The 19,496-nt window shown below is 69.9% G+C and carries 21 protein-coding genes and 2 pseudogenes; 7 read left to right on the top strand and 16 right to left on the bottom strand.

Annotated features, from left to right (window positions below):
* Nucleotides 1-370: 370 nt before the first annotated feature.
* Together STRVI_RS15215 and STRVI_RS15210 are read right to left on the bottom strand one after the other, a co-directional pair.
* Entirely contained in the window at nt 371-805 is a 435-nt protein-coding gene (locus STRVI_RS15215) for a DUF2267 domain-containing protein (protein WP_014056543.1), read from the bottom strand.
* A 150-nt stretch (nt 806-955) separates the two neighbouring features.
* Nucleotides 956-1,390, bottom strand: coding sequence for an Hsp20/alpha crystallin family protein (locus STRVI_RS15210; RefSeq protein WP_014056542.1), 435 nt, complete (start codon nt 1,388-1,390; stop codon nt 956-958).
* A gap of 137 nt (nt 1,391-1,527) precedes the next feature.
* Here STRVI_RS15210 and STRVI_RS15205 point away from each other — a divergent pair, with 137 nt between their 5' ends.
* Nucleotides 1,528-2,205 (top strand): hypothetical protein, encoded by a 678-nt coding sequence (locus STRVI_RS15205; RefSeq protein WP_014056541.1) that lies wholly within the window; start codon nt 1,528-1,530, stop codon nt 2,203-2,205.
* Between the two features lie 496 nt (nt 2,206-2,701).
* On the opposite strand, the gene STRVI_RS15200 is transcribed toward STRVI_RS15205, so the two are convergent.
* On the bottom strand, nt 2,702-3,760 hold the full coding sequence (locus tag STRVI_RS15200) for a Glu/Leu/Phe/Val dehydrogenase family protein (RefSeq protein WP_014056540.1): 1,059 nt from the start codon (nt 3,758-3,760) through the stop codon (nt 2,702-2,704).
* A 79-nt stretch (nt 3,761-3,839) separates the two neighbouring features.
* On the opposite strand from STRVI_RS15200, the gene STRVI_RS15195 reads away from it, so the two are divergent.
* The gene (locus STRVI_RS15195; RefSeq protein ID WP_014056539.1) at nt 3,840-4,313 is read left to right on the top strand and encodes an Lrp/AsnC family transcriptional regulator; all 474 of its coding nucleotides are present in this window, start codon (nt 3,840-3,842) and stop codon (nt 4,311-4,313) included.
* Nucleotides 4,314-4,361: 48 nt separating this feature from the next.
* Here STRVI_RS15195 and STRVI_RS15190 read toward each other — a convergent pair whose 3' ends face one another.
* Nucleotides 4,362-5,330 (bottom strand): GlxA family transcriptional regulator, encoded by a 969-nt coding sequence (locus tag STRVI_RS15190; protein WP_014056538.1) that lies wholly within the window; start codon nt 5,328-5,330, stop codon nt 4,362-4,364.
* 71 nt (nt 5,331-5,401) lie between these two features.
* Between STRVI_RS15190 and STRVI_RS15185 the strand changes: the two genes are divergently transcribed.
* The 4 genes and pseudogenes from STRVI_RS15185 to STRVI_RS15175 all read left to right on the top strand — a co-directional run bounded on the left by STRVI_RS15185 (nt 5,402) and on the right by STRVI_RS15175 (nt 8,071).
* Nucleotides 5,402-6,076: an HD domain-containing protein gene (locus STRVI_RS15185; protein WP_014056537.1), complete on the top strand. Its 675-nt coding sequence runs from the start codon at nt 5,402-5,404 to the stop codon at nt 6,074-6,076.
* A 48-nt stretch (nt 6,077-6,124) separates the two neighbouring features.
* Nucleotides 6,125-6,547 (top strand): RidA family protein, encoded by a 423-nt coding sequence (locus tag STRVI_RS15180; RefSeq protein ID WP_014056536.1) that lies wholly within the window; start codon nt 6,125-6,127, stop codon nt 6,545-6,547.
* A gap of 58 nt (nt 6,548-6,605) precedes the next feature.
* Nucleotides 6,606-6,752 (top strand): annotated as a pseudogene (locus STRVI_RS47845) (M48 family metalloprotease); the annotation flags it as partial.
* Nucleotides 6,753-6,973: 221 nt separating this feature from the next.
* A complete protein-coding gene (locus tag STRVI_RS15175; RefSeq protein ID WP_043235945.1) occupies nt 6,974-8,071 on the top strand; it encodes a MerR family transcriptional regulator in 1,098 nt (365 codons plus the stop codon).
* A gap of 37 nt (nt 8,072-8,108) precedes the next feature.
* Here STRVI_RS15175 and STRVI_RS54265 read toward each other — a convergent pair whose 3' ends face one another.
* From STRVI_RS54265 to STRVI_RS47065, 6 genes and pseudogenes are all read right to left on the bottom strand, one after another.
* Nucleotides 8,109-8,384 (bottom strand): ArsR/SmtB family transcription factor, encoded by a 276-nt coding sequence (locus STRVI_RS54265; protein WP_251982897.1) that lies wholly within the window; start codon nt 8,382-8,384, stop codon nt 8,109-8,111.
* A 159-nt stretch (nt 8,385-8,543) separates the two neighbouring features.
* Nucleotides 8,544-8,996, bottom strand: a pseudogene (locus STRVI_RS54260) (tellurite resistance TerB family protein); the annotation flags it as partial.
* Nucleotides 8,997-9,479: 483 nt separating this feature from the next.
* A complete protein-coding gene (locus STRVI_RS15160) occupies nt 9,480-9,743 on the bottom strand; it encodes a twin-arginine translocase TatA/TatE family subunit (RefSeq protein WP_014056532.1) in 264 nt (87 codons plus the stop codon).
* Between the two features lie 168 nt (nt 9,744-9,911).
* Nucleotides 9,912-10,763 (bottom strand): helix-turn-helix domain-containing protein, encoded by an 852-nt coding sequence (locus STRVI_RS15155; RefSeq protein ID WP_014056531.1) that lies wholly within the window; start codon nt 10,761-10,763, stop codon nt 9,912-9,914.
* 73 nt (nt 10,764-10,836) lie between these two features.
* Complete coding sequence (locus STRVI_RS15150; protein ID WP_014056530.1) at nt 10,837-11,805, bottom strand: hypothetical protein; 969 nt, start codon at nt 11,803-11,805, stop codon at nt 10,837-10,839.
* A gap of 317 nt (nt 11,806-12,122) precedes the next feature.
* A complete protein-coding gene (locus STRVI_RS47065) occupies nt 12,123-13,421 on the bottom strand; it encodes a methyltransferase domain-containing protein (protein WP_014056529.1) in 1,299 nt (432 codons plus the stop codon).
* Between the two features lie 223 nt (nt 13,422-13,644).
* Between STRVI_RS47065 and STRVI_RS15140 the strand changes: the two genes are divergently transcribed.
* A complete protein-coding gene (locus STRVI_RS15140) occupies nt 13,645-14,619 on the top strand; it encodes an alpha/beta fold hydrolase (protein ID WP_167543202.1) in 975 nt (324 codons plus the stop codon).
* A 30-nt stretch (nt 14,620-14,649) separates the two neighbouring features.
* Here STRVI_RS15140 and STRVI_RS15135 read toward each other — a convergent pair whose 3' ends face one another.
* From STRVI_RS15135 to STRVI_RS15115, 6 genes are all read right to left on the bottom strand, one after another.
* Complete coding sequence (locus STRVI_RS15135) at nt 14,650-15,318, bottom strand: class I SAM-dependent methyltransferase (RefSeq protein ID WP_014056527.1); 669 nt, start codon at nt 15,316-15,318, stop codon at nt 14,650-14,652.
* Between the two features lie 21 nt (nt 15,319-15,339).
* The gene (locus tag STRVI_RS53470) at nt 15,340-15,573 is read right to left on the bottom strand and encodes a hypothetical protein (RefSeq protein ID WP_208949140.1); all 234 of its coding nucleotides are present in this window, start codon (nt 15,571-15,573) and stop codon (nt 15,340-15,342) included.
* Nucleotides 15,555-16,265, bottom strand: a complete 711-nt coding sequence (locus tag STRVI_RS15130) for an alcohol dehydrogenase catalytic domain-containing protein (protein ID WP_208949139.1) — start codon at nt 16,263-16,265, stop codon at nt 15,555-15,557. Before STRVI_RS15130 ends, STRVI_RS53470 begins: the two co-directional genes overlap by 19 nt.
* A gap of 21 nt (nt 16,266-16,286) precedes the next feature.
* Nucleotides 16,287-16,544, bottom strand: coding sequence for a hypothetical protein (locus STRVI_RS55525; protein WP_286012025.1), 258 nt, complete (start codon nt 16,542-16,544; stop codon nt 16,287-16,289).
* 320 nt (nt 16,545-16,864) lie between these two features.
* Complete coding sequence (locus STRVI_RS15120) at nt 16,865-17,926, bottom strand: MBL fold metallo-hydrolase (protein ID WP_014056526.1); 1,062 nt, start codon at nt 17,924-17,926, stop codon at nt 16,865-16,867.
* On the bottom strand, nt 17,923-19,428 hold the full coding sequence (locus STRVI_RS15115) for a class I adenylate-forming enzyme family protein (protein ID WP_014056525.1): 1,506 nt from the start codon (nt 19,426-19,428) through the stop codon (nt 17,923-17,925). Before STRVI_RS15115 ends, STRVI_RS15120 begins: the two co-directional genes overlap by 4 nt.
* Nucleotides 19,429-19,496 lie beyond the last annotated feature (68 nt).

Here is a 19,496-nt window from a genome sequence, read left to right as displayed (position 1 = left end):
CCGACCGTAACCGGGACAACCGTTCGGGCGTAATCATTTCCGCCTACAAACGTCATTAAGCCCCGGCGCAAGACGCTGTCGCCGATCGTTTCGGCCTCTTTCCGAGCCGCAGCCACCCGGCCCGTAGGCTCACCCCTGCCCCTGCCCCCGCCCCTGCCCCCGCCCCTGCAACTCGGCTCACCTACGGTCGGCCCGCTCTTCCGGGGTCTCCACACGGACGGCCCTCGTCTCCCCGCCGGCATCCCCCAGCGCGGCGGGGCCACCGGCACCAGGGACAAGGACTCCAACCTGAGCTGGTACGTCGAGGCATGCCCGGGCGCCATCCGCACCACACTGAGGTACGGATGGCGCTGCTGAAAGGCGTCGGCAGTCAGGCCGCGCGCGTCAACTCGATCCGGCCGAACAGGAGGGCATAGCCGGAGGGAAGCTGGGCGAGGATACGGTCCACCAGCCCGTCTCCCGCGAGTTGCGTGACGACCTTGAGGACGGAGCCGGTGTCCCAGCGAGCGGTGGCGGGAGTGCCGCCCACCCGGGTGGCGATGTCCTTGACGAAGCCCCAGCCGGTGAGGGGCTCGGGGGCGGGGATCTGGTCGGCGAGCGCCCGGGCCGCCTCCACGGGCAGACAGGCGGCGAGGTCGACCCGCTCATCGCCGGTGAGCTGCCGGCCCAGGCCGGCGAGCACGGCACGGACGACCGTCTCGGCCCGTTCACGGGTGGGGTAGGCCCCTTCATAGCGGACCTTCTCCAGCATCTGGTCGAACCTCATCTCCGCTGCGGTCGGGGCGTATTCGGACTGGACCGGCATGGCTGGGTCGATTGCCTTTCTCGTCATGCTTGCTTGTCATGATGGTGTACGCGAGTGATCGCGGAGGTCGCGGAGGACGGGGCAGAGGACGGGAAGGAAGCGCCCGGCCTTCCTGGCGTCCTCCGCCCGCGATGGTGCATACCCCCGGCGTCAGCCGCTGATCTGCTTGCGCCCGGCGCCCTCGCCGATGGCGATCTTGCGGGGCTTGGCCCGCTCGGCGACGGGGATGCGCAGCGTCAGGACACCGGCTTCGTAGTCTGCCGTGATGTGCTCGGTGTCGAGGGTGTCGGCCAGCATCAGCTGGCGGGAGAAGACTCCGAGAGGCCGTTCGGACAGCTCCATCTGCACATCGTCGGCCTTGGCGACCGGCCGCCGCTCTGCCTTGACGGTGAGCATGTTCCGCTCGACATCGATGTCGATCGCATCGGTCGAGACGCCGGGGAGGTCGAGGGCGATCACATAGTCGTCACCCTCACGGTAGGCGTCCATCGGCATGGTGGACGGCCTGGACCAAGTGCCGGACGAGCCCATGAGCTGCTGGGTGAGCCGGTCAAGCTCGCGGAACGGGTCGGTGCGCATCAACATCGTGAAACACCTCCAGTGTGCTTGTCTGCTTTGGGCAGTACCGCCAATGCGCTGTAACCTGCCCTCCGTTGTAGCATGTCATCGGAACGATGACAAATGATTCTGTCGTCAACCCGATGACGAAGGAGGGATACGCCATGGTCAGCCCGGAGGAGTCTCGCGAACCCGACACCCACCCCGCCCCCACGTCGTTCCACGCCACCTCGGCGGCGTTGGAGGCCATCAACGAGGTCGTGCGCACCGCCACCGCCCCACCGGGCCGAGGGCCGGAGCCGCACCGGACCAGCTCGGAGGAGGCCCTGGCCGCGCTGTTGCTGCTGCGGGAGGTCAGGGACCAACTCGCCGGGTGGGAACCGTGGCTGATCGAGACGGCTCGCGAGGCGGGCGCCAGCTGGGCCGAGCTCGCACACCCCCTGGGCGTGGCGAGCCGCCAGGCCGCCGAGCGTCGTTACCTGCGCGTACGCCCCGGAACCCCCGGCGCCACCGGGGAGCAGCGAGTACAGGCCACCCGCGACCGCCGCGCCGCCGACCGCACCGTCACCTCATGGGCCCGGGGCAACGCGGCCGACCTGCGTCGGCTCGCCGGGCAAGTCACCTCCCTCACCGATCTGCCCGCCGAGGCCCGTAACCACATCGCCCGGCTGACGGACGCCCTCGCCCACGACGACGCCGCCCAGCTCGTCACCCCGCTCGCCGAAGCCCATCAGCACCTGTCAGCACGTCATACCGACCTCGCGGACCGCGTCGACACCGTAGCCCGCCACGCCGACCGGCTCCGGCAGACAAGCGGCGACCAGCGCCGCGGCACGGACTGACTCCGCCCCGAGTCAGCCGATGCGCCGCCGGGACCCGCGCCGGAGCCAACGCCCGGCCCAGCCCACCGAGATGGCTCCTTCGGCGCGGCGTCGGCACGCGCCCTGCCGGTCGTCGAAGGAGCGGCGGTCTGAGGGCGGCCGGCATGGGCTTCTCAGCCACCTGCCCGGTCCTGTCCGAAGCGGCGGGCCTGAGACGTTCCCGCAGGTCCGGGACAGCCGCTCCAGGAGGGAGCGGCTCATCGTCCCTGCCGGGACTCCGCCCGTCACTGGATGCCCTCGGCAGCCCCGCGCGGTCCGGTGGGTGACCTGCCCGTCCGCCTGCACGAGGCGGACGATGGCCGGCACCGTGTTGCCGCCGGCGGACGCGAGCACGACCATGGCCGACCGTAACCGGATCGGCGAGCCGGTGCCCCGGCAAGAGGCAGAGCACTGGCCGGATACCGGACTCCTGGTCCAAGGCGCCGGCGAAGTGCATGTCCGACGTGCCCGCCGGCCATCAGACGGCGTGGGCCTCCAAGTCCGAGGACGCCAGTCGGCGCTCGGCAATCTGCTGGGCCGCCCGCAGCAGGGTGGTGCCGGCCGAGAGCGCCAGGTCAAGGAGGCGGGTCACGGTGTCGCCGATGCCCTCCACCCGCTTCTGCGCGGCCTCGTGGCTGTAGTTCTCCGACTCCCGGCTCAGGGCGTAGGCGATACCGCCGGCACTGGCGACATAGTCGGGCACCCAGACAATGCCCCGCTCCGCGAGGGCATCGGCCACGCGCTCCTCGGTGAGCTGGTTGTTCGCCGGGCCGACGACCAGGCGCGCGGTGATCTGCGGGACGGTCACGTCATTGAGTACACCGCCGACGGCAGCCGGGACCAGGATGTCGGCCGGCGCGGACAGAGCCTGACCGGGCTCGACCCATCCGTACCCGCTCGCCAGGGCCGCCTCCTTACGGGAGGCTTCCAGGTCCGACACGACGACATGCGCGCCCTTGGCGGCCAGGCCGGCGGCAATACCGCTGCCCACCGACCCGAAGCCGCTGATCACCACGGTCCGTCCGGTGCAGGAGGCATCGCCGAATACATGCCGCGCACCGGCGCGCAGGGCCGCCAGAACGCCGGTGGCGGTCGGGCCTCCGGAATTGCCGGTACCGCCGTGCCCCTCGGGCGCGCAGTACGCGTACGGCGAGAAACGCCGCAGGACCACCATGTCCTCGGGGCCGGTGCCGACGTCGGGGCCGGTGCGGTAGGAACCCTGGAAGGAGGCGATCAACTCGCCCAGATCCTCCAGTGCGGTCTCACGCAACTGTGGAGTGAGTGCGGTGTCGTTGTCGAGGGCGATCACGCTCTTGCCGCCGCCGAAGTCCAGACCGGCGACCGCGGCCTTGTAGGTCATCGCCTCCGACAGGCGCAGCGCGTCAGCCAGTCCATGCTGCCAGGTGTCGTAGCGGCGCAGTCGGCAGCCGCCGACCGCCGGGCCCAGGGCCCGGGAGTGGACTGCCACGATCAGCGGCAGCCCAGAACGGCGTCCGCGTCGAATGATCACGTCCTCATGTGCAAGTGCTTGGCTCATGCCCCCGAAGCTAGGCTGATGCACGGAACGGTCGACGTGACGCCGAAGTAAATTCGGTATCGCGATGCAGGAGGTAGCCATGGATGAACTTGATTCGGCGATCGTGCACCATCTGCAGGCCGATGGTCGGCAGTCCAACCGGGCCCTCGCCGAGAAGCTCGGTATCGCCCCCTCCACCTGCCTCGAACGCACCAGGTTGCTGCACAAGCGCGGCATCATCCAGGGCTACCGGGCCCAAGTCTCCCTGCGGGCACTCAACCGCTCCGTGCAGGCGATGGTCTTCACCCAGGTCCGGCCTCTGCGCCGGGATGTCGTCGCCGCCTTCGAACGGTCGGTGACCCAGCTACCAGAGGTGGTCTCCGTCTACACGATGGCCGGCAGCGACGACTTCCTCGTCCACGTCACCGCCCCGGACATCGACCACCTGCACGCCTTCCTCCTGGACCAGTTCACCAACCGCCGGGAGATTCTCAGCTTCCGCACCTCGATCATCTACCAGCACCTCACCAACCCAGTGCTCGACCCGCTGCCCACAGAGACAGAGCGCCTGTGACGCCACGCGGTCACCGGACAGCCCGCTGTTCCGGTGCCCGCATACGCCTCAACTCGTACGTGAACAGGCCGGACCGCGCGACGTCGAGCGTCCGAAGGTGCGGCGGTAGGCGGTGGGGGTGGTGCCCAGTGCGCGTCGGAAGTGCAGCCGCAGGTTGGCTGCCGTGCCCAGTCCGCAGTCCCGCGCCACCCGATCCATCGGGTGGTCCGTGGTTTCCAGCAGTTCCCGCGCCCTGCTGAGGCGGGCGCCCTGCAACCACTGCAACGGGGTCGTGCCCGTCTCCTCGGTGAACCGGCGCATGAAGGTGCGCTGCGAGAGACCCGCGTGCCGGGCGAGCACGCGCAGTGTGAGCGGTTCGCCGAGCCGGTGCAGGGCCCATCCCCGGGTACCGGACAGCGACGCCTGACCGGCCACCGCGACCGGAGCCGGCACGTACTGGGCCTGCCCACCGTCCCGGTGGGGGGCGGCCACCAGACCGCGGGCGATCTCGTTGGCCACCACCGCCCCCAGGTCGCGGCGCACCAGGTGCAGGCAGAGGTCGATGCCGCAGCACACCCCGGCCGAGGTGAGCACGTCGCCCTCGTCGACGTAGAGCACGTCGCGGTCGACCTTGACGGCCGGGAAGCCCCGCTGGAGCTCGTCGATGTGCTTCCAGTGAGTCGTGGCGTGCAGCCCGTCCAGCACGCCCGCCGCGGCCAGTGCGAAGGCGCCCGTGCAGATCGACACCACACGCGTGCCTCGGTCGCGGGCCTCGGCAAGCGTGCCGAGCACGGCGTCCGGCAGTTGGAGGATCGGTTCGAATCCCGGCACGACCACGGTGTCTGCGGTGCGCACCTGCTCCAGCTCCCCGTCGGCTACCAGGGCGAACCCCGCGCTGGTGACCACCTTCGCGTCCAGCGCGCACAGGGTCATCTCGTAAGGGGTTTCCGGCCGGGTGGTGAAGATCTGCGTCGGGATCGCCAGGTCGAGCGGGGTGACCCCGTCCAGCGCCAGGACCGCGACTCGATGCACTGTCATGGCAAGATTCTATCGAAGTGAGGAAATTTTGCCTCTCGCCAGGTCAGGGCGGTCGCGGCCAGGCTGAGGACATGACCGGATCTACCCACGAGGCGACCGCCGACCTGATCACGCTGCCCGGCACACCACTTGCCGACGCCGTCGTGAACTTCATCCGACCGGTGGAAACGCCGTCCGTGTTCAACCACAGCGTCCGCAGCTATCTGTTCGCCCGGCTGGTGGCCGGCCGCCTCGGCCTGGCCGTCGGCCACGACTACCACGACGACCTGTTGTTCGCCGCGTGCGCGATGCACGACCTCGGCGTGGCGTCGGACGGCCCGCACAGCCAGCGGTTCGAGGTCGAAGGCGCCGACCGGGCCGCCACATTCCTCATCGAACGCGGAGTGCCCGCAGCCGACGCCGACCAGGTCTGGCAGGCCATCGCCCTGCACACCTCACCGGGCATCGCGGAACGCCGCGGCACGCTGTGCGTGCTCGTCCGCGAAGGCGTCGCCCTCGACTTCGGCGGCGCACTGGGTGCCGACCACGTCGACGCCGTCACCGATGAGCAGGCCGACGCCGTGCACGCCGCCTATCCACGGCTGGACATGATCCGCTCACTCACCGACGCGATCGTCGCGCAGGCCGCGAAGAACCCGACGAACGCACCCCGGTACGCGATTCCCGGCGAATTCCTCCGCGAACGCGAGACCTTCGGCCGGACCCGGCTGGAGCACGCCTGCCGTTCGTCCCGCTGGGGCAACTGACTCCGCGGACTCCACGCCTTTCATCAACAGAGAAAAGGAAGCACCGCCATGACCGTCCACACCGTCGAGATCCCTGAGGACAACGCAGTCTTCGGGCAAACCACCAGCGCCTTCGCGGGCTTCGGCTATTCCGCCGCGGTCCGCGCGCACGGCCTCCTGTTCATCGCGGGAACGATCGGCCGCCGAGCCGACGGAACCATCCCGGACACCATCGAGGAGCAGACCGAGATCGCCATCCGGAAGATCGAGGAGATCCTTCGACTGGAGAACCTCGACCTGTCCGCCCTCGTCGACGTCACCAGCTACCACGTCGACATCCGCCAGCACCTGCCCGGCTTCATCGAGGCCAAGCAGCGCCTCGTCGAAGCGCCTTACCCGACCTGGACGATCATCGGGGTCAGCGGCCTCGCCAGCCCGGGACTCCTCGTCGAAATCCGCGCGACCGCCGCGTACCCCGACTCATCCCGGTAGCCACCGCTCGTGGGCCCGCTCCCGGGCCCACGAGCCCATCGGCGACTGACGTGAGGGCGTGGTGAGTACCGGGATGCTCACCGGGCTGGATGCGGCCGAGCGCCGGGCACTGTTCGCTCACGAGCACGCGCATCTGGCCCGCCGCCGCCACCATCGGTTCCTGCTCACCGTGCAGCTCGCGGCGCGGGCCAACCCGCGACTTCGGGAGTCGTTTTGGAGCGGGCATCGTGATCAATATCAGTGACTTTTGGGTTCTGGCACAGATCTTGGGGAGTGGTCGCGGAGGGTTACTGAAGCAGGATCATCTTGCGGAGCAGTTCGAATCCGGCGCACCCGTAGGGCTCTTGAGCAGGGCCCTTGAGTAGGGCTCTTGACCCTCACGTCACGTCAGGCTGCATAGTCGGTGCCGTGGAAGATCACTGGACTGTGGGACGCGTGGCCGAGCTGGCCGGCGTGAGTGTCCGCACGCTGCATCACTATGACGAGATCAGGCTCGTTCGGCCGTCGGCGCGGACCACGGCCGGGTACCGGGCCTATTCGGCGGGCGACGTGGAGCGGCTGCGGGAGGTGCTGGCCTATCGGCGGCTGGGCTTCGGGCTGCGGGAGGTTGCGGAACTGGTCGGCGACCCGTCCACCGACGCGGTCGCGCACCTGCGCCGACTGCGAGGCCTCCTGCTGGAGCGGCGCGATCGCGCTGACGCCATGGTGGCGGCCATCGACAGAGAACTGGAGGCACGGGCGAAGGGACTGATGGTGACACCGGAGGAGCAACTGGAGATGCTCGGTGCACGGCTGTACGACGCGATCGGCGGCGCTTACACCGCGACGCGATGTACCGAGCCGCGGATCGCCGGGCAGATCTGGGACGCGCTCGGCGACGCGGAAACGGTGCTGAATGTCGGGGCGGGCACCGGCTCCTACGAGCCTGCTGATCGCGACGTGACCGCGGTGGAGCCATCGGCGGTCATGCGGGGGCAGCGGCCTGCCGGCTCGGCGCCGTGTGTGGCCGCCGCCGCGGAGAGTCTGCCGTTCGAGGACCAGTCCTTCGACGTCGCGATGGCCGTCTCCACCGTTCACCACTGGGGGGACCCGATAGCGGGGCTGCGCGAGATGCGGCGCGTGGCCCGACGTGTGGTGGTGCTCACGTTCGACACCGACGAGCCGGGATGGCAGGACCGGTTCTGGCTCACCCGCGACTACCTGCCCGAGTTCGCCGCCGTCCTCGCGGAGTTTCCCTCGCTTGCTGGGATGGCCGACGCGATCGGCGCCCGCGCTGAGCCGGTGCCCATCCCGTGGGACTGCGCCGACGGCCTGTTCGAGGCATACTGGCGCCGACCGGGGGCGTATCTGGAGGATCACGTGCGCCGTGCGGTGTCGGTGTGGACGAGGGTCGGACCCAAGGCCGAGCAGCGGGCGGTGCGAGGCCTCGGCGACGACCTCGACTCCGGCCGGTGGGCCAGGCGCAACAGCGACCTCGCCGACCTCGACGCGGCAGATCTCGGCCTCCGCCTGCTCATAGCTTGACCCGCGTCGCATCCGATGAGGGCGGGAGGCCGGCCGCTCAGCCCTGGGTAAGAGGGGGGTCCTGTGGCCCGGAGGGGGCGAGGAGGTAGGAGTGGAGCTGCCCGAGCAGTTCGGCGATGCCTTCCCGGTCGGCGCGGTAGCGGACCAGTTTGCCGCTGCGCGTCGACTGGAGCAGGCCACCGCGCCGGAGGACCGCGAGGTGCTCGGAGGTGGTCGACGGGCCGAGCCCGGCACGCTCGGCGACCTCGCCGACGGTCAGCTCCTCGCCATCGAGGAAGTGCGCGAAGAGCCTCTGCCGGGTTCCGCTGGTCAGCGCCTTGAGGAAGACCTGGAGGTCGTCGCCGGGTACGGCGCCCCCGGGGCGTATCCCCTGTGCCGTACCGGAGCCCGTCCGCTCGGACGCCTGGTCGCCGGCCGCCGGTGGGAGCTCGTCCGGGCCCCGGTACGGGCGGGGGACGCGGAGGGGGCGGTGGAGGTCGAACTCGGTCGGAGGGATGTCCAGGGCTGAGCAAGCCTCGCGGACGACGTCCCGTTCGCTGTCGTCGAAGTAACCGTCGGCGCAGCCGATGACGATGCCGATCTGGATGACGGCCCGGGCCTCGGCGGGCCTCCTCTTCGCCTTGCCGATCTCCCGCATGGCGCTCGCCATCCCGAGGGCGAAGTCCGTGGTGAGCTCGTCGAGGTGGTCCTCGAAGCGGCGGTGCAGCTCGTCCGGGGCGAAGTTCTGGAGCACGTCGTTGGTGGCGATGAGCTGGGCGACGCGCTGCCGCTCGGACGGATCGATCGTGCCGTCCGCCGCCGCCACCAAGGCACACATCGCCATGCTGGCGTCCCGGAAGGCCCCGCTCCGCAAATCGTTCTTCTTCGCCGTGAGCTGAGCCTGCATCGTCTGGACCGAGTCCTTGAGGCGGTCCCACAGCGTCATCTGCATCTCCTTGTCAGTAATACCTCCATTGTGAGGAGAAAACAGAATCTACAGGTTTGTAGAGCCCCCTCGCGCGCCGCCACGGCACCCCTCGCTTCCCTTGGCTTCAAATGATCGGATGCGGCCGGCCCGGCACACCCGGCGGGAGCAACGGGAGCTGCACGTGGTGCTCCTGGACGTGGGGGGTGGACGAGGCGCCGGCGGCGCAGAAGGCCCGGGGCCGGTGGGTTCCACCACGCGTCTTCGCCCGGCACCAGCGGGGTCTCGACCGCCTGCTGCACGCGTTGTCCGGGCCTGACACGGCGTACCCGGACGACGCCGTGAGGCCGGTCCCCGAACCGGTGGCGGAAGCGGCTTCCACCGTCCTGCTCGACCGGATATCGCGAAAGCACGTGGGGGCAGCGGTGTTCGGCCTGTTGCCATAGGTGGTTACGAGCAGTCGGCCACACCAGCGCCGTACCCGACAGGCCCCTCCTGGCGGCGTCAGCGCGGTCCGGTGCCGCTGTTTCCGCTGCCGGGCTCGGTGTCCGTCGTCCGGGAGCTGATCGCATCGCCGGGCCGGGCTTTGATGACCCTCGGACCGGAGGGGTCCCGCTGACCGTCGTCGTCGGATGCCATCGCCTTGGCTTCGCTCTTGAAGATACGGGCCGATTTGCCCATGGAACGGACCAGTTCGGGGAGCTTCTTGGCCTCGATGACGACGATGACCACGATGAGGAGGAGGGCCAGCTCGCTTATCCCTAGCATGGGTGCCTGCTTTCTCCATGGATGGTGGGGTGGTGGCGTCGCAGCACGCCGAGGCATCGCGGCGGCCCCTGTGAACGCGGCTCCGGTGCTCGATGAACCACGAGGAAAATCTACAGCACTGTAGATGACCGCGGCGCGTAGACCGGGCCGAGCTCAGTCGTCATGCCGTCAGACGGTGGTCCGGGCGGCGGCAATTCGCAAGTACTCCAGCTTTTCCTCGTCCGACGTGCCCGGCTCTGCCGTATAGGTGACGACCCGCACATCGTGGTCAGGCACCTTCAGTACATCGTTGTCGAGACCTATCTCGCCCACAAGAGGATGCCGCAGGCGTTTGTGGCCGCCCAGGCGGGAGCCGAGCGCTGGGGTGCTCCAGAGGGATCGGAACTCTTCGCTGTTACTCATGACCTCATCGATCAGAACTCTGAAGTCCTCATCGTGAGGATATGCTCCGCGCGTTATCCGAAGGTCTACGACGAGAGCAGCTTTGAATTCGGTGGTGTTCTGCTCGGCGGGAAAGAGCGGTTGACCCATGTCCGGTGGCTCGTTGAACACCGCGCGTACCAGGTTTCGTTCTTCTGGCGATCGGAGGGACGGGTCACCCAGCAGGGCCGTCCACATGGATGTCCAGGTCAGCAGGGTCCATGAGGCGGAGAACACTCCCACCGGAATGTTCCCCCAGCGGCTGACGAGCCGTTGCACTCCAGGCGGCATGAGTTGCGGGATCTTGAGGGGCGTCGGCGGAAGAAGCCTGGCCACCAGGTGCAGATGGCAGGTTTCATCCGTACTGAGTCGCAGCGCGCGGGCGAGTGAGGCCACGACGTCGCGAGAGGGGCGCCGGGACCGGCCCTGTTCAAGACGGAGAAGGTAATCCGTGGATATTCCCGCCAGATGGGCAAGCTCTTCGCGGCGCAAGCCGGCGGTGCGTCGCCGGCGGGTGGACGGCAGTCCAACGTCTGCAGTCGTAATTCGGGCACGCCATGCACGCAGCGCGTTCCCCAGCGAGTTCTCTGGACGACTCATGTTGCCATTGTTGCCGACCCTGCGGTCGGTAGCATGGTACTGCCGTTCCTGGGATAAAGCGGCCGCGGTCACCTTAGTCGTGGTGACCGAGATGGGCCGTCAGCAGATTCGCATCCCCGCCTGTGGTGAGCGCACCGCTGGCGACGTAGACCGTGTCGCCGTCGACCGCCACCGATGTGGTGTTCTGCAGACCATCGCTCTCATCGAGGACGGTACGGTCGGCCTTGCCCGGAGTGATGAGGACCAGTTCGCTCGGGACATTGAGTGCGGCCAGGAGCTGATCACCGCGGCCGGTGAAGGCGAAATCATCGACGCTGTCGAGTCCGGCTGCCATGACCTGATGCGGACCAGCGGTTCCCGTGTCTGTCAGCGGTATCCGAAGGATTGTTCCTCGATCGATGTTGGAGATCCAGACGGCTCCGTCGTGCACCTTCACGCCGTTGGCGCCGAAGAAGTGCGTCGGGGCGAGATCCTCTCCCGCGGCCCAGAGCTTGGCGGTTCCGCCGTGCGATCCGACCTGCCACACTCCGCCCTGTGTGGAGTCGGTGATGTAGAAGTTCCCCGTACGGTCGTCCCTGGCAAGTCCGTTGAGGAAGCTCGCCGCCGGCAGAGCGGCGACGCGCTCCGGCTTGCCTCCCGGGCGCAGTTTCCATAGACCGGTGAGGTATTCGTCCCCTGCCGAATACAGGAAGTAGAGAGTTCCGTCTCCCGTTCGTTCGATCCCCGTCACCGCGGCGGATCCGGTGCCAGGGGTGTTCACGCCCCCATCCGCGGGGAGAGGCATGGTCGCCACTACCTCAACACGTCCGCCGAGCGTGACGTGAGCCACCTGCCGCGACAGGATGAGGCCGACATCCGCCGACCCGTTCGGCCGCACGATGACGCTCTCCGCCACCTGCCCGGCCGGACGGTCGAAGTGGGCAACGATCCGCGGGTGCGTCAGGGGTGGCGCGGCCGCTTCCGCTGTTGACGAGACCGCGGTCAGTCCGATCACGGCGCCGGCCGTGGTCACCGCCAGGTGGAAGACAAGGTGTTTCGGCATGATCGCCTCCGAAGGTGATGCGCTTCATCGCAGGCGGTCCGGCCTGCGGGAAGAAGCATCAGCGCACCCGCGTGGCTCAACCAGTACCCGGCTCATCCCCGGAACCGAAGGACCATGCTGTCCGGGGACACCCGGACGGTACGCAGGCGTTGGCCGTGGGGCGGGACCTACTCCTGGTGTCCGTGTCCACCAGGACTCGGTCTTCGGTGATGAGCATCGTCCGATTCTCCTCGATCAGGAGGACACGACGTCACCAATGCCGGCTCGAGGACATCAACGAGTATCTGGAAGCTCTGGGGCGCGGCGGGTCCGGGCCGTCAGCCGATGCGCACGGCGCGGGCCAGGAAGTGCCGGGGCGCGTCCTCGTAGCAAGTGGGCGCCCAGCCCGCCGCGTTGAGGGCGGGGCGCAGGTTCTCCTCGGCCAGCGGGTCGTCCGGGTCGAGGGGACGGCCGTGGCGGGCGGCGCGTTCGGCGCGGCCGGAGGGGTGGAAGAGCAGCAGGACACCGCCGGGGGCGGTCACCCTGGCCCACTCGTGCAGGGCCGCCACCGGATCGGGCACGTGGTTGACCAGGCCCGCGCTGAAGATGCCGTCCACCGCCCCGGCCGACAGCGGCAGACGGCAGGCGTCGGCCAGCAACAGCCGGGCGAGGCCGGCGCGGCCTTCCTTCGCGGTGGCCGTGAGCATCGCCGGGGTGATGTCCACGCCGAGCACGACACCCTCCTCGCCGACGTCGGCACGCAGTGCGGGCAGCGCCCGGCCGCTGCCGCAGCCCACGTCCAGCGCGCGCTGCCCCGGACGCAGCCCCATCCGGGAGACGGCCGCCGCGTAGACCGGGCCTTGGGCGGTGAAGCGCTCTTCCCAGACGGCGGCGCGGGGTGTGAAGAAGGTACGGGTCGCGGTCACCGCCGCCCGCTCCGCGACAAGGGCGGCGAAGCGCGCGAACACACCGTCACGGTGTGGTGCCAGTGCGGCCAGCTCAACGGGGGCGGACTCGACGAGGGCCGGTGCGATGGCCGCTTCGTCCGGGAACGCCACGGCGAAGGCGCCGACCGCCGGCGCGTCCACTTCCAGGTGGAACTGCAGACCCCAGGCCGAGCCGCCGATCCGGAACGCCTGGACCGGATAGCGGTCGCAGGAGGCCAGCAGGGTGGCCCCGGACGGCAGGTCCATGGTGTCGCCATGCCACTGCAGGACGCGGAGCCGCTCGGGCACGCCGGTGAAGAGCGGGTCGGTGTGCACGGCCGGAGACAGCCGTACCTCGCTCCAGCCGACCTGCAGGCCATCGGTACCGGCGCGGGCCGTACCGCCCGCCGCCACGGCCAGCAACTGGGCACCCAGACACACGCCGAGCACCGGCACCTCGGCATCGAGCGCGGCGCGCAACAGCGCCAACTCCCGCGTACGGCTGGGAAAGTCTTCGTACGCCGCCATCGGCCCGCCCATCACCACCAGGGCGACCACATCGGCCAGCGTGTCCGGCACCGCGTCCCCCGCCCACGTCCGGCACACCCGCACCGGCAGTCCGGCCGCCGCCAGCGCCGTACCCAGGGCGTACGGGCCCTCGTGCGGCATGTGCTCCACGACCAGGACACCCGCGACCTGCGCCGGACTCATCAGGCTCCACTCATCCCGGGGCAGCCGCCGTCCACCCGGGCTGCCGCCTCCCGGATGACCGTACCCGAACCCGCGTCCGGGGCACATGCATTTGCCAGCCTGGTTGGCCATTGGGCCAGCTCATGCCGTGGGAAAGAAGGCTTTTGCCTCGCACTTGCGGGCGCGGCCGACCCGTGTCGATGGCGAGCGGTCGCCGACGATCATGGCGCGTACGCTCGTGTACATGGTTGAGCATCGAATGGTCGACACGAACGGGATTCGGCTGCACATCGCCGAGGAGGGCGAAGGCCCCCTGGTCGTGCTCCTGCACGGCTTCCCCGAGTCATGGCACTCCTGGCACCACCAGTTCGGTCCCCTGGTCGAGGCGGGCTTCCGAGTGGTCGCCCCCGACCAGCGGGGATACGGGCGCAGCGACCATCCCGACGACGTCGACGCGTACAGCATCCTCCATCTGGTCGGGGACGTCGTCGGTCTGATCCGGGCACTGGGCGAGGACAAGGCGTACGTCGTCGGGCACGACTGGGGCGCGCCGGTCGCCTGGAACACCGCGCTGCTGCGGCCGGACATGGTGCTCGGGGTGGCCGGTCTGAGCGTGCCACCCCCCTTCCGCGGCGCGCAGCCTCCGCTGGCCGCCATGGAGAAAAGGTTCGGTGGCCGCTTCTACTGGAACTACTTCAACCGCCCCGGTGTCGCCGACGCCGAGCTCGCGAGGGACACCCGCACCGCGTTGCGGAAAATCTTCTACTCGATTTCCGGCGACGCTCCCGACACGGGAGAGCAGCCGCTCGTCGCCCCGGAGCAGGGCTGGCTCGCCACCATGACGGACCCCGACGTACTGCCGGAATGGTTCACCGAGGAGGACCTCGACGCGCTCACCGAGAGCTTCTCCAAGGGCTTCACCGGAGCCCTCAACTGGTACCGCAACCTCGACCGCAACTGGGAACTGACCGCGCCCTGGCACGACGCCGTCGTCACCCCGCCCGCCCTGTACATCTACGGCGACCGCGACCCCGTTCCCGCTTTCCCCGGCGCGCCCGAACTCATCGCGCGCCTGCCCGATCTGATGCCCAACCTGCGACGCGCGCCCCTCGAACTGGCGGGCTGCGGACACTGGACACAGCAGGAACGCCCGGCAGAGGTGAACGCCGCGCTCATCGAATTCCTCACGGCCGGCTCGTGGGCCCGGCCCGCCGGGTGACCGGGCCTGAGGACCGGGCGCGGCCGGTCCTCAGGCGGGGCGCTCGGCCATGACGACCACGCTCGGCCCGGTGTGCTCAGCCGCGGGGAACCGAAGCTCGGCGACCGGGTGCAGGCCGGCCTGCTCGATCAGGTCCACGAGTTGTTCCGGCCGCCATTTGTGTGTCGTCCAGCGAACGGGCACACCTCCGTAGGCCTCGGTGCGCGCCACGTCCTCGTCGCCGACGTGTGTCCCGGTGATGAAGTGTCCGCCAGGCTTCAGGGCGCGCGCGAACAGGGCGAGGACCTGGGGAAGGACGTCGCGAGGGAGGGTGAACAGCGACCACCACCCGAGTACGCCGCCGAGCGACGCTTCCTCAAGGTGGAGGTCGGTGGCGGAGGAGACGCTGAAGCGGCATTGCGGATGAAGACGGCGCGCGTTTTCGATCATGCGGGGTGAGAGGTCGACTCCGGACACGTCGAGTCCGCGTTCGGCGAGGTAGGCGGTCACCATTCCGGGTCCGCAGCCGACGTCGAGGACGGGCCCGAGGTCGCCCACGGTGTCGGCGAAGACGTCGATGGACGCCTTGAGCCAGGGATGGCGACGGATGTCGCCGACTCCCGTCGTCGCCACCATGTGGGCGTAGTTGTCGGCCACCCGATCATAGGACTCACGGACCACGTCGAGATCGGCCGGGCGGTCTATACGGTGTGCGCGCATCGGACAACCATAGGACGACGGTCACCTCAAGGCGCAGGCCTGGATGTCGCCGACCTCGTAGGTGTGTGTCACATAGCGTTCCGCCAGGGGGCGATGGGCTGCCAGGTACCGACCGGCCGCCTGGAGGTGGCGGCGCCGCTCCAGTGTCGTACCGGCCTGCAGCGTCAGGTGCTTGCGCAGGAACTTCCACATGTCCAGTGCGTACGGGTGTTCTTCGGGGATGCCGAAGTAGTGGATCAGGCCGGACGGCGCCACGGCGTCGATCGCGTCGCCGAGCGTCGCGGTCTGGTGGCGATCGCCTCCACGATCACGCCCGGCCGCCGGTCGTCGGCCAGTTGCGCGGCCCAGCGCCCGGTGGCGCCGTGCACGGCCTCGTCCACTCCGAACAGGGCGGCGTGGTCGGCGCGGTCGACGACATCCACCCCGGTGACCCGCCGCGCCCCGCGCTCCTTGATGACGTGGCTGAACAGGATGCCGATCGGCCCCTGGCCGAGGACGGCCACATCGGCGCCGTCCAGGGGGCCCAGCCGGTCGACGGCGGACAGGACGCAGGCCAGGGGCTGCAGCAGGACCGCGATGGCCGGTTCCGGCGCCGTGTCGTACTCCGCCAGCCCGCCGCCCGCTGTGACCACGTATTCGGCGATCGCGTTGGCGGAGTCCGCCCATCCGACGACCCGGGCGCCGGGCGCGAGGGAGGCGTCTTTCGAGGCCAGCACCTCTCCGACCACTTCATGCATCGGGAAGCCCGGGAGAGCGGGAGCGCCGGGCCCCTTGTCCCGCGCGGTCAGCGGTGCCCGCAGACCGCGGAAATCCGGGGCGTCACTGCCGCAGATGCCACCGGCGAGGGTGCGCAGCAGCACCTGCCCGTCCCGCAGATCGCCGGCTTCCGGCGCGGGCACATCGACCTTCTCGAACCGCCTTGGCGCGGCCGGCACATACGCCCACATCGTCGAACGCTCGCTTTCTCCTCAGCGGTGCCTTGTCTCGTCCTTCGCGGCGTCGGTCGCGGAGCGCCCGCCCGCGGCGCCCATGCCGCGGGCGTCCATCCCGCCCAGCGTGTCGCCCGCCACCTCCGCGTTGTGCGCATGCGCGAAGTGGTGCAGGCCGAAGACGGAATCCATACCCGCCAGCGCACCCTGGCCCACTACCTCCGGCAACGCTATGCGGGAGACCCGAACGGAGCCCTGCGGGCCGAAGTGCAGGCCGCGGCCATCGTCGCCGCGCACCACAACGGGTTGCGGACCTGGCTGCGAAGCGGGGGGCACGGCGATGGCGCGAAGGCGGTGGATCAGTCGCTGGCATTCGTCCGGCAGACGTGGGGCAGTGCCCGCGAATCCACGGAGAGTGGCGCCGCGCCCGCCCCCCGCGCTGGGGAGTGAGGAGGACGATGTGGTCGTCATCGTCGCGCCGCGGAAAGCTCCTCTGTGGCGCGTGGTGCAGAAGATCGAGAAGACGTTGGGGGACGACTGGCCACCGACTGGCCACCGGCGTGGCACTCAGCGCCTCGAGAGGGTACTCAGTGCCGTACCGGGGCCAGGTGCCGGGTTCATGAGGACGGCGCCGACCCGTTGGTCGCCGCCCGCGTGTACTGATGCACACCGTCGGTGAATGCCACCGTCGCCTGCCCCCGCAGCACCAGGACATCCAGGTGTGCGGCCGTCTCATTGATCGCGAGCATCTGGTTGAAGGCGCTCAACTCCGCGAACGGCACGGCACGGCGCGTCCAGGCGAGCTCGCGCGCCACCGCGTGGGCGTCGAGTGTGTTCTCGCCCAGCGCCGCCAGGCTTCTGGCCAGCCGTTCGTCATGGTGGGCGAGCAATTCGGCGACCCGGGTGTGGGTGCTGTCGGTCACCGGCCCGTGTGCGGGCATCAGGCGGGCGTCGGCGTAGCGGGTCATCAGCCGCAGCGAGTCCAGGTAGTCGGCGAGCGGACGGCCGCCGGGCTCGGCGAGCTCGAAGCCGATGGACGGGGTGATGTGCGGCAGGACGTGGTCCCCGGAGAACACCAGCCCCCGCTCTTCGTCCAGGAAGACCACATGGCCCTTGGTGTGTCCGGGGGTGGGGACGACCCGCAGCTCGCGCTCGCCGAAGCGCAGGGTCTCCGCACCCAGCCAGCGGTCGGGTGCCTCCCACACACTCGGGTCGTAGCCGCCGTGGTCCAGCGCCTCGATGCGGTCGGCGAGGTCCCCGGCCCCCGCCGCGCGCAGGGTCCGCAGTGAGCCCACGGGCCGGTCGCTGCGCAGCCGGTCGAGCATCTCCAGGCCAGGCCGCTCCCCCGCGCCGAGGTAGACGCGCGAGCCCAGCAGCCGGCGCAGTTCCACCGCCTGTGTGTAGTGGTCGCGGTGGATGTGGGTGACCAGGATGTGGCTGATGTCGCCTGGGTCGCGGTCGATGGCGGCCAGGGCGTCCTCGAGCACCTTGCGCGCCTCGGGGATCGCCCAGCCCCCGTCGATCATGACGATGCCGTCGTCGGCCAGATCCTCCAGGAGGTAGACGTTGACGGCGCGCAGCCCGTCGCCCGGAAGTGGCAGCGGCACGCGGTGCACCCCGGGCTGTACGGTCTGGATTCCGGCCTCCGCCCAGGGAGCCTGGTCGAACCGTGCCGTCATGATCCTCCTTCGCGGGTGTGCAGCCTGATGGCCAGGTCCCGGGCCCCGCCCCGGTCGAGCTTGCCGACCTTCGTCTGGGGCAGTTCCTCGACACCGTAGACGTACTCGGGCCACTTGGTCTTGGACAGACCGACGCTCTCCAGATGGCCGGTCACCTCGTCCAGCTCGACACCGCCGCCGTCCTCGGCCACGACGAGCAGCGCCACGCGTTCGCCGAGGACGTCGTCGGGGACCGGCGCGACACAGGCTCTGGCCACGCGTGGATGGCTGGCGACCGCGCGCTCGATCTCGGTGATGTCGATGTTGCGGCCGCCGCGGATGATGATGTCCTTCTCGCGGCCCATGATGGTGAGGGTGCCGTCCTCATGGACCATCAGCAGGTCGCCGGTGGGCAGGTAGCCGTCCTCCGTCAGCGCCGGCGGATCGGTCCTGCCCTCGCGGGCGTACCCGAGGAAGAGGGACGGGCCGCGGACCTGCGCCCGGCCGGTCACTCCCGGGCCGGCCGCCTGACCGTCGGTGGTGAGCGCGCGCACGTCCGTCCCCGGGAAGGGGCGGCCGTCCCTGCCGAGCCGGATCTCCTCGGGGTCGTCGGGGCTCGGCGTGGTGTGGCCGAGGCATTCGGACATGCCGAAGACGCGGAGGATCTTGGTGGCCAGGGACTGTTCGGCCCGGGCCAGGGCTCCGCGGTCCATGGGCCCGCCGCCGACGGTGATCGACCGGACGCCCCGGAGGACGCCGGAACCGGCCGCTTCGGTGCCCATCTGCAGCGCCATGGTCGGTACGCACATGGTCCAGCGGACACCGGCCTCGGCCATCCGCCGCAGTGCGACCGCCCGGTCCCACTTCCCGGTCAGGACGAGCGGTCCGCGCAGCACGAGGGAGAGATAGACCCCGAAGCAGTACGCCGCCGTGGACGACAGCGGAACGATCGCGGCGATGGCGTCGCCCGGCGCCAGGCCGTTGACGTCGATGGTGCTCGTGGCGGCGTAGCGCAGGGCCCGCTCGGACTGGACGACGCCTTTGGGGCGCCCGGTCGATCCGGAGGTCAGGCCGATGAGGGCGCCGCCGGACCACCGCGACACCTCGCGTTTGTCGGGTGCGGACCGGCAGGTCCAGCCGTCGAGCACGGTCCGCGCCGGGTCGGGCAGCCGGGTGGGCACCGCCCACTCGTCCATCGCCGAGGGCTCGGCGACGACGGCGTCCGGGCGGATGTCCTCCCATGCGGCGGTGAACTCGGCGGGTGTGGTGTGCCGATTGACCACCGCGAGGACCCCGCCCCGCAGCCCCACGGCGAGCGTGGCGGCGACGGTGCGCCATGAGTTGTCCGCCTGGACCAGGACGGTGCCGACCGAGCCGTCGGGCTCGCCCGCGGACAGCGCTCCGGCCAGCCGTACGGCCTCGTCGAGCAGTTGCCGGGCCGTATGGCTGCCGGTGTCGTCGATCACGGCGATGAAGTCGGCCTCTTCCGCCTTCTGCTGGAACTCCCGCACTACCTGTCGCATCCTGCCCCTCGTTGCGCTGTGCCGAACTCCGTTTGCCGAACTCTGTGGTGCTTGCCCTGCCGCTGGAC

The sequence above is a fragment of the Streptomyces violaceusniger Tu 4113 genome, from assembly GCF_000147815.2.
Taxonomy (GTDB): Bacteria; Actinomycetota; Actinomycetes; order Streptomycetales; family Streptomycetaceae; genus Streptomyces; species Streptomyces violaceusniger_A.
Note: the sequence above shows the minus strand (reverse complement) of the source record. Positions and strands in the feature narration are given on the sequence as shown.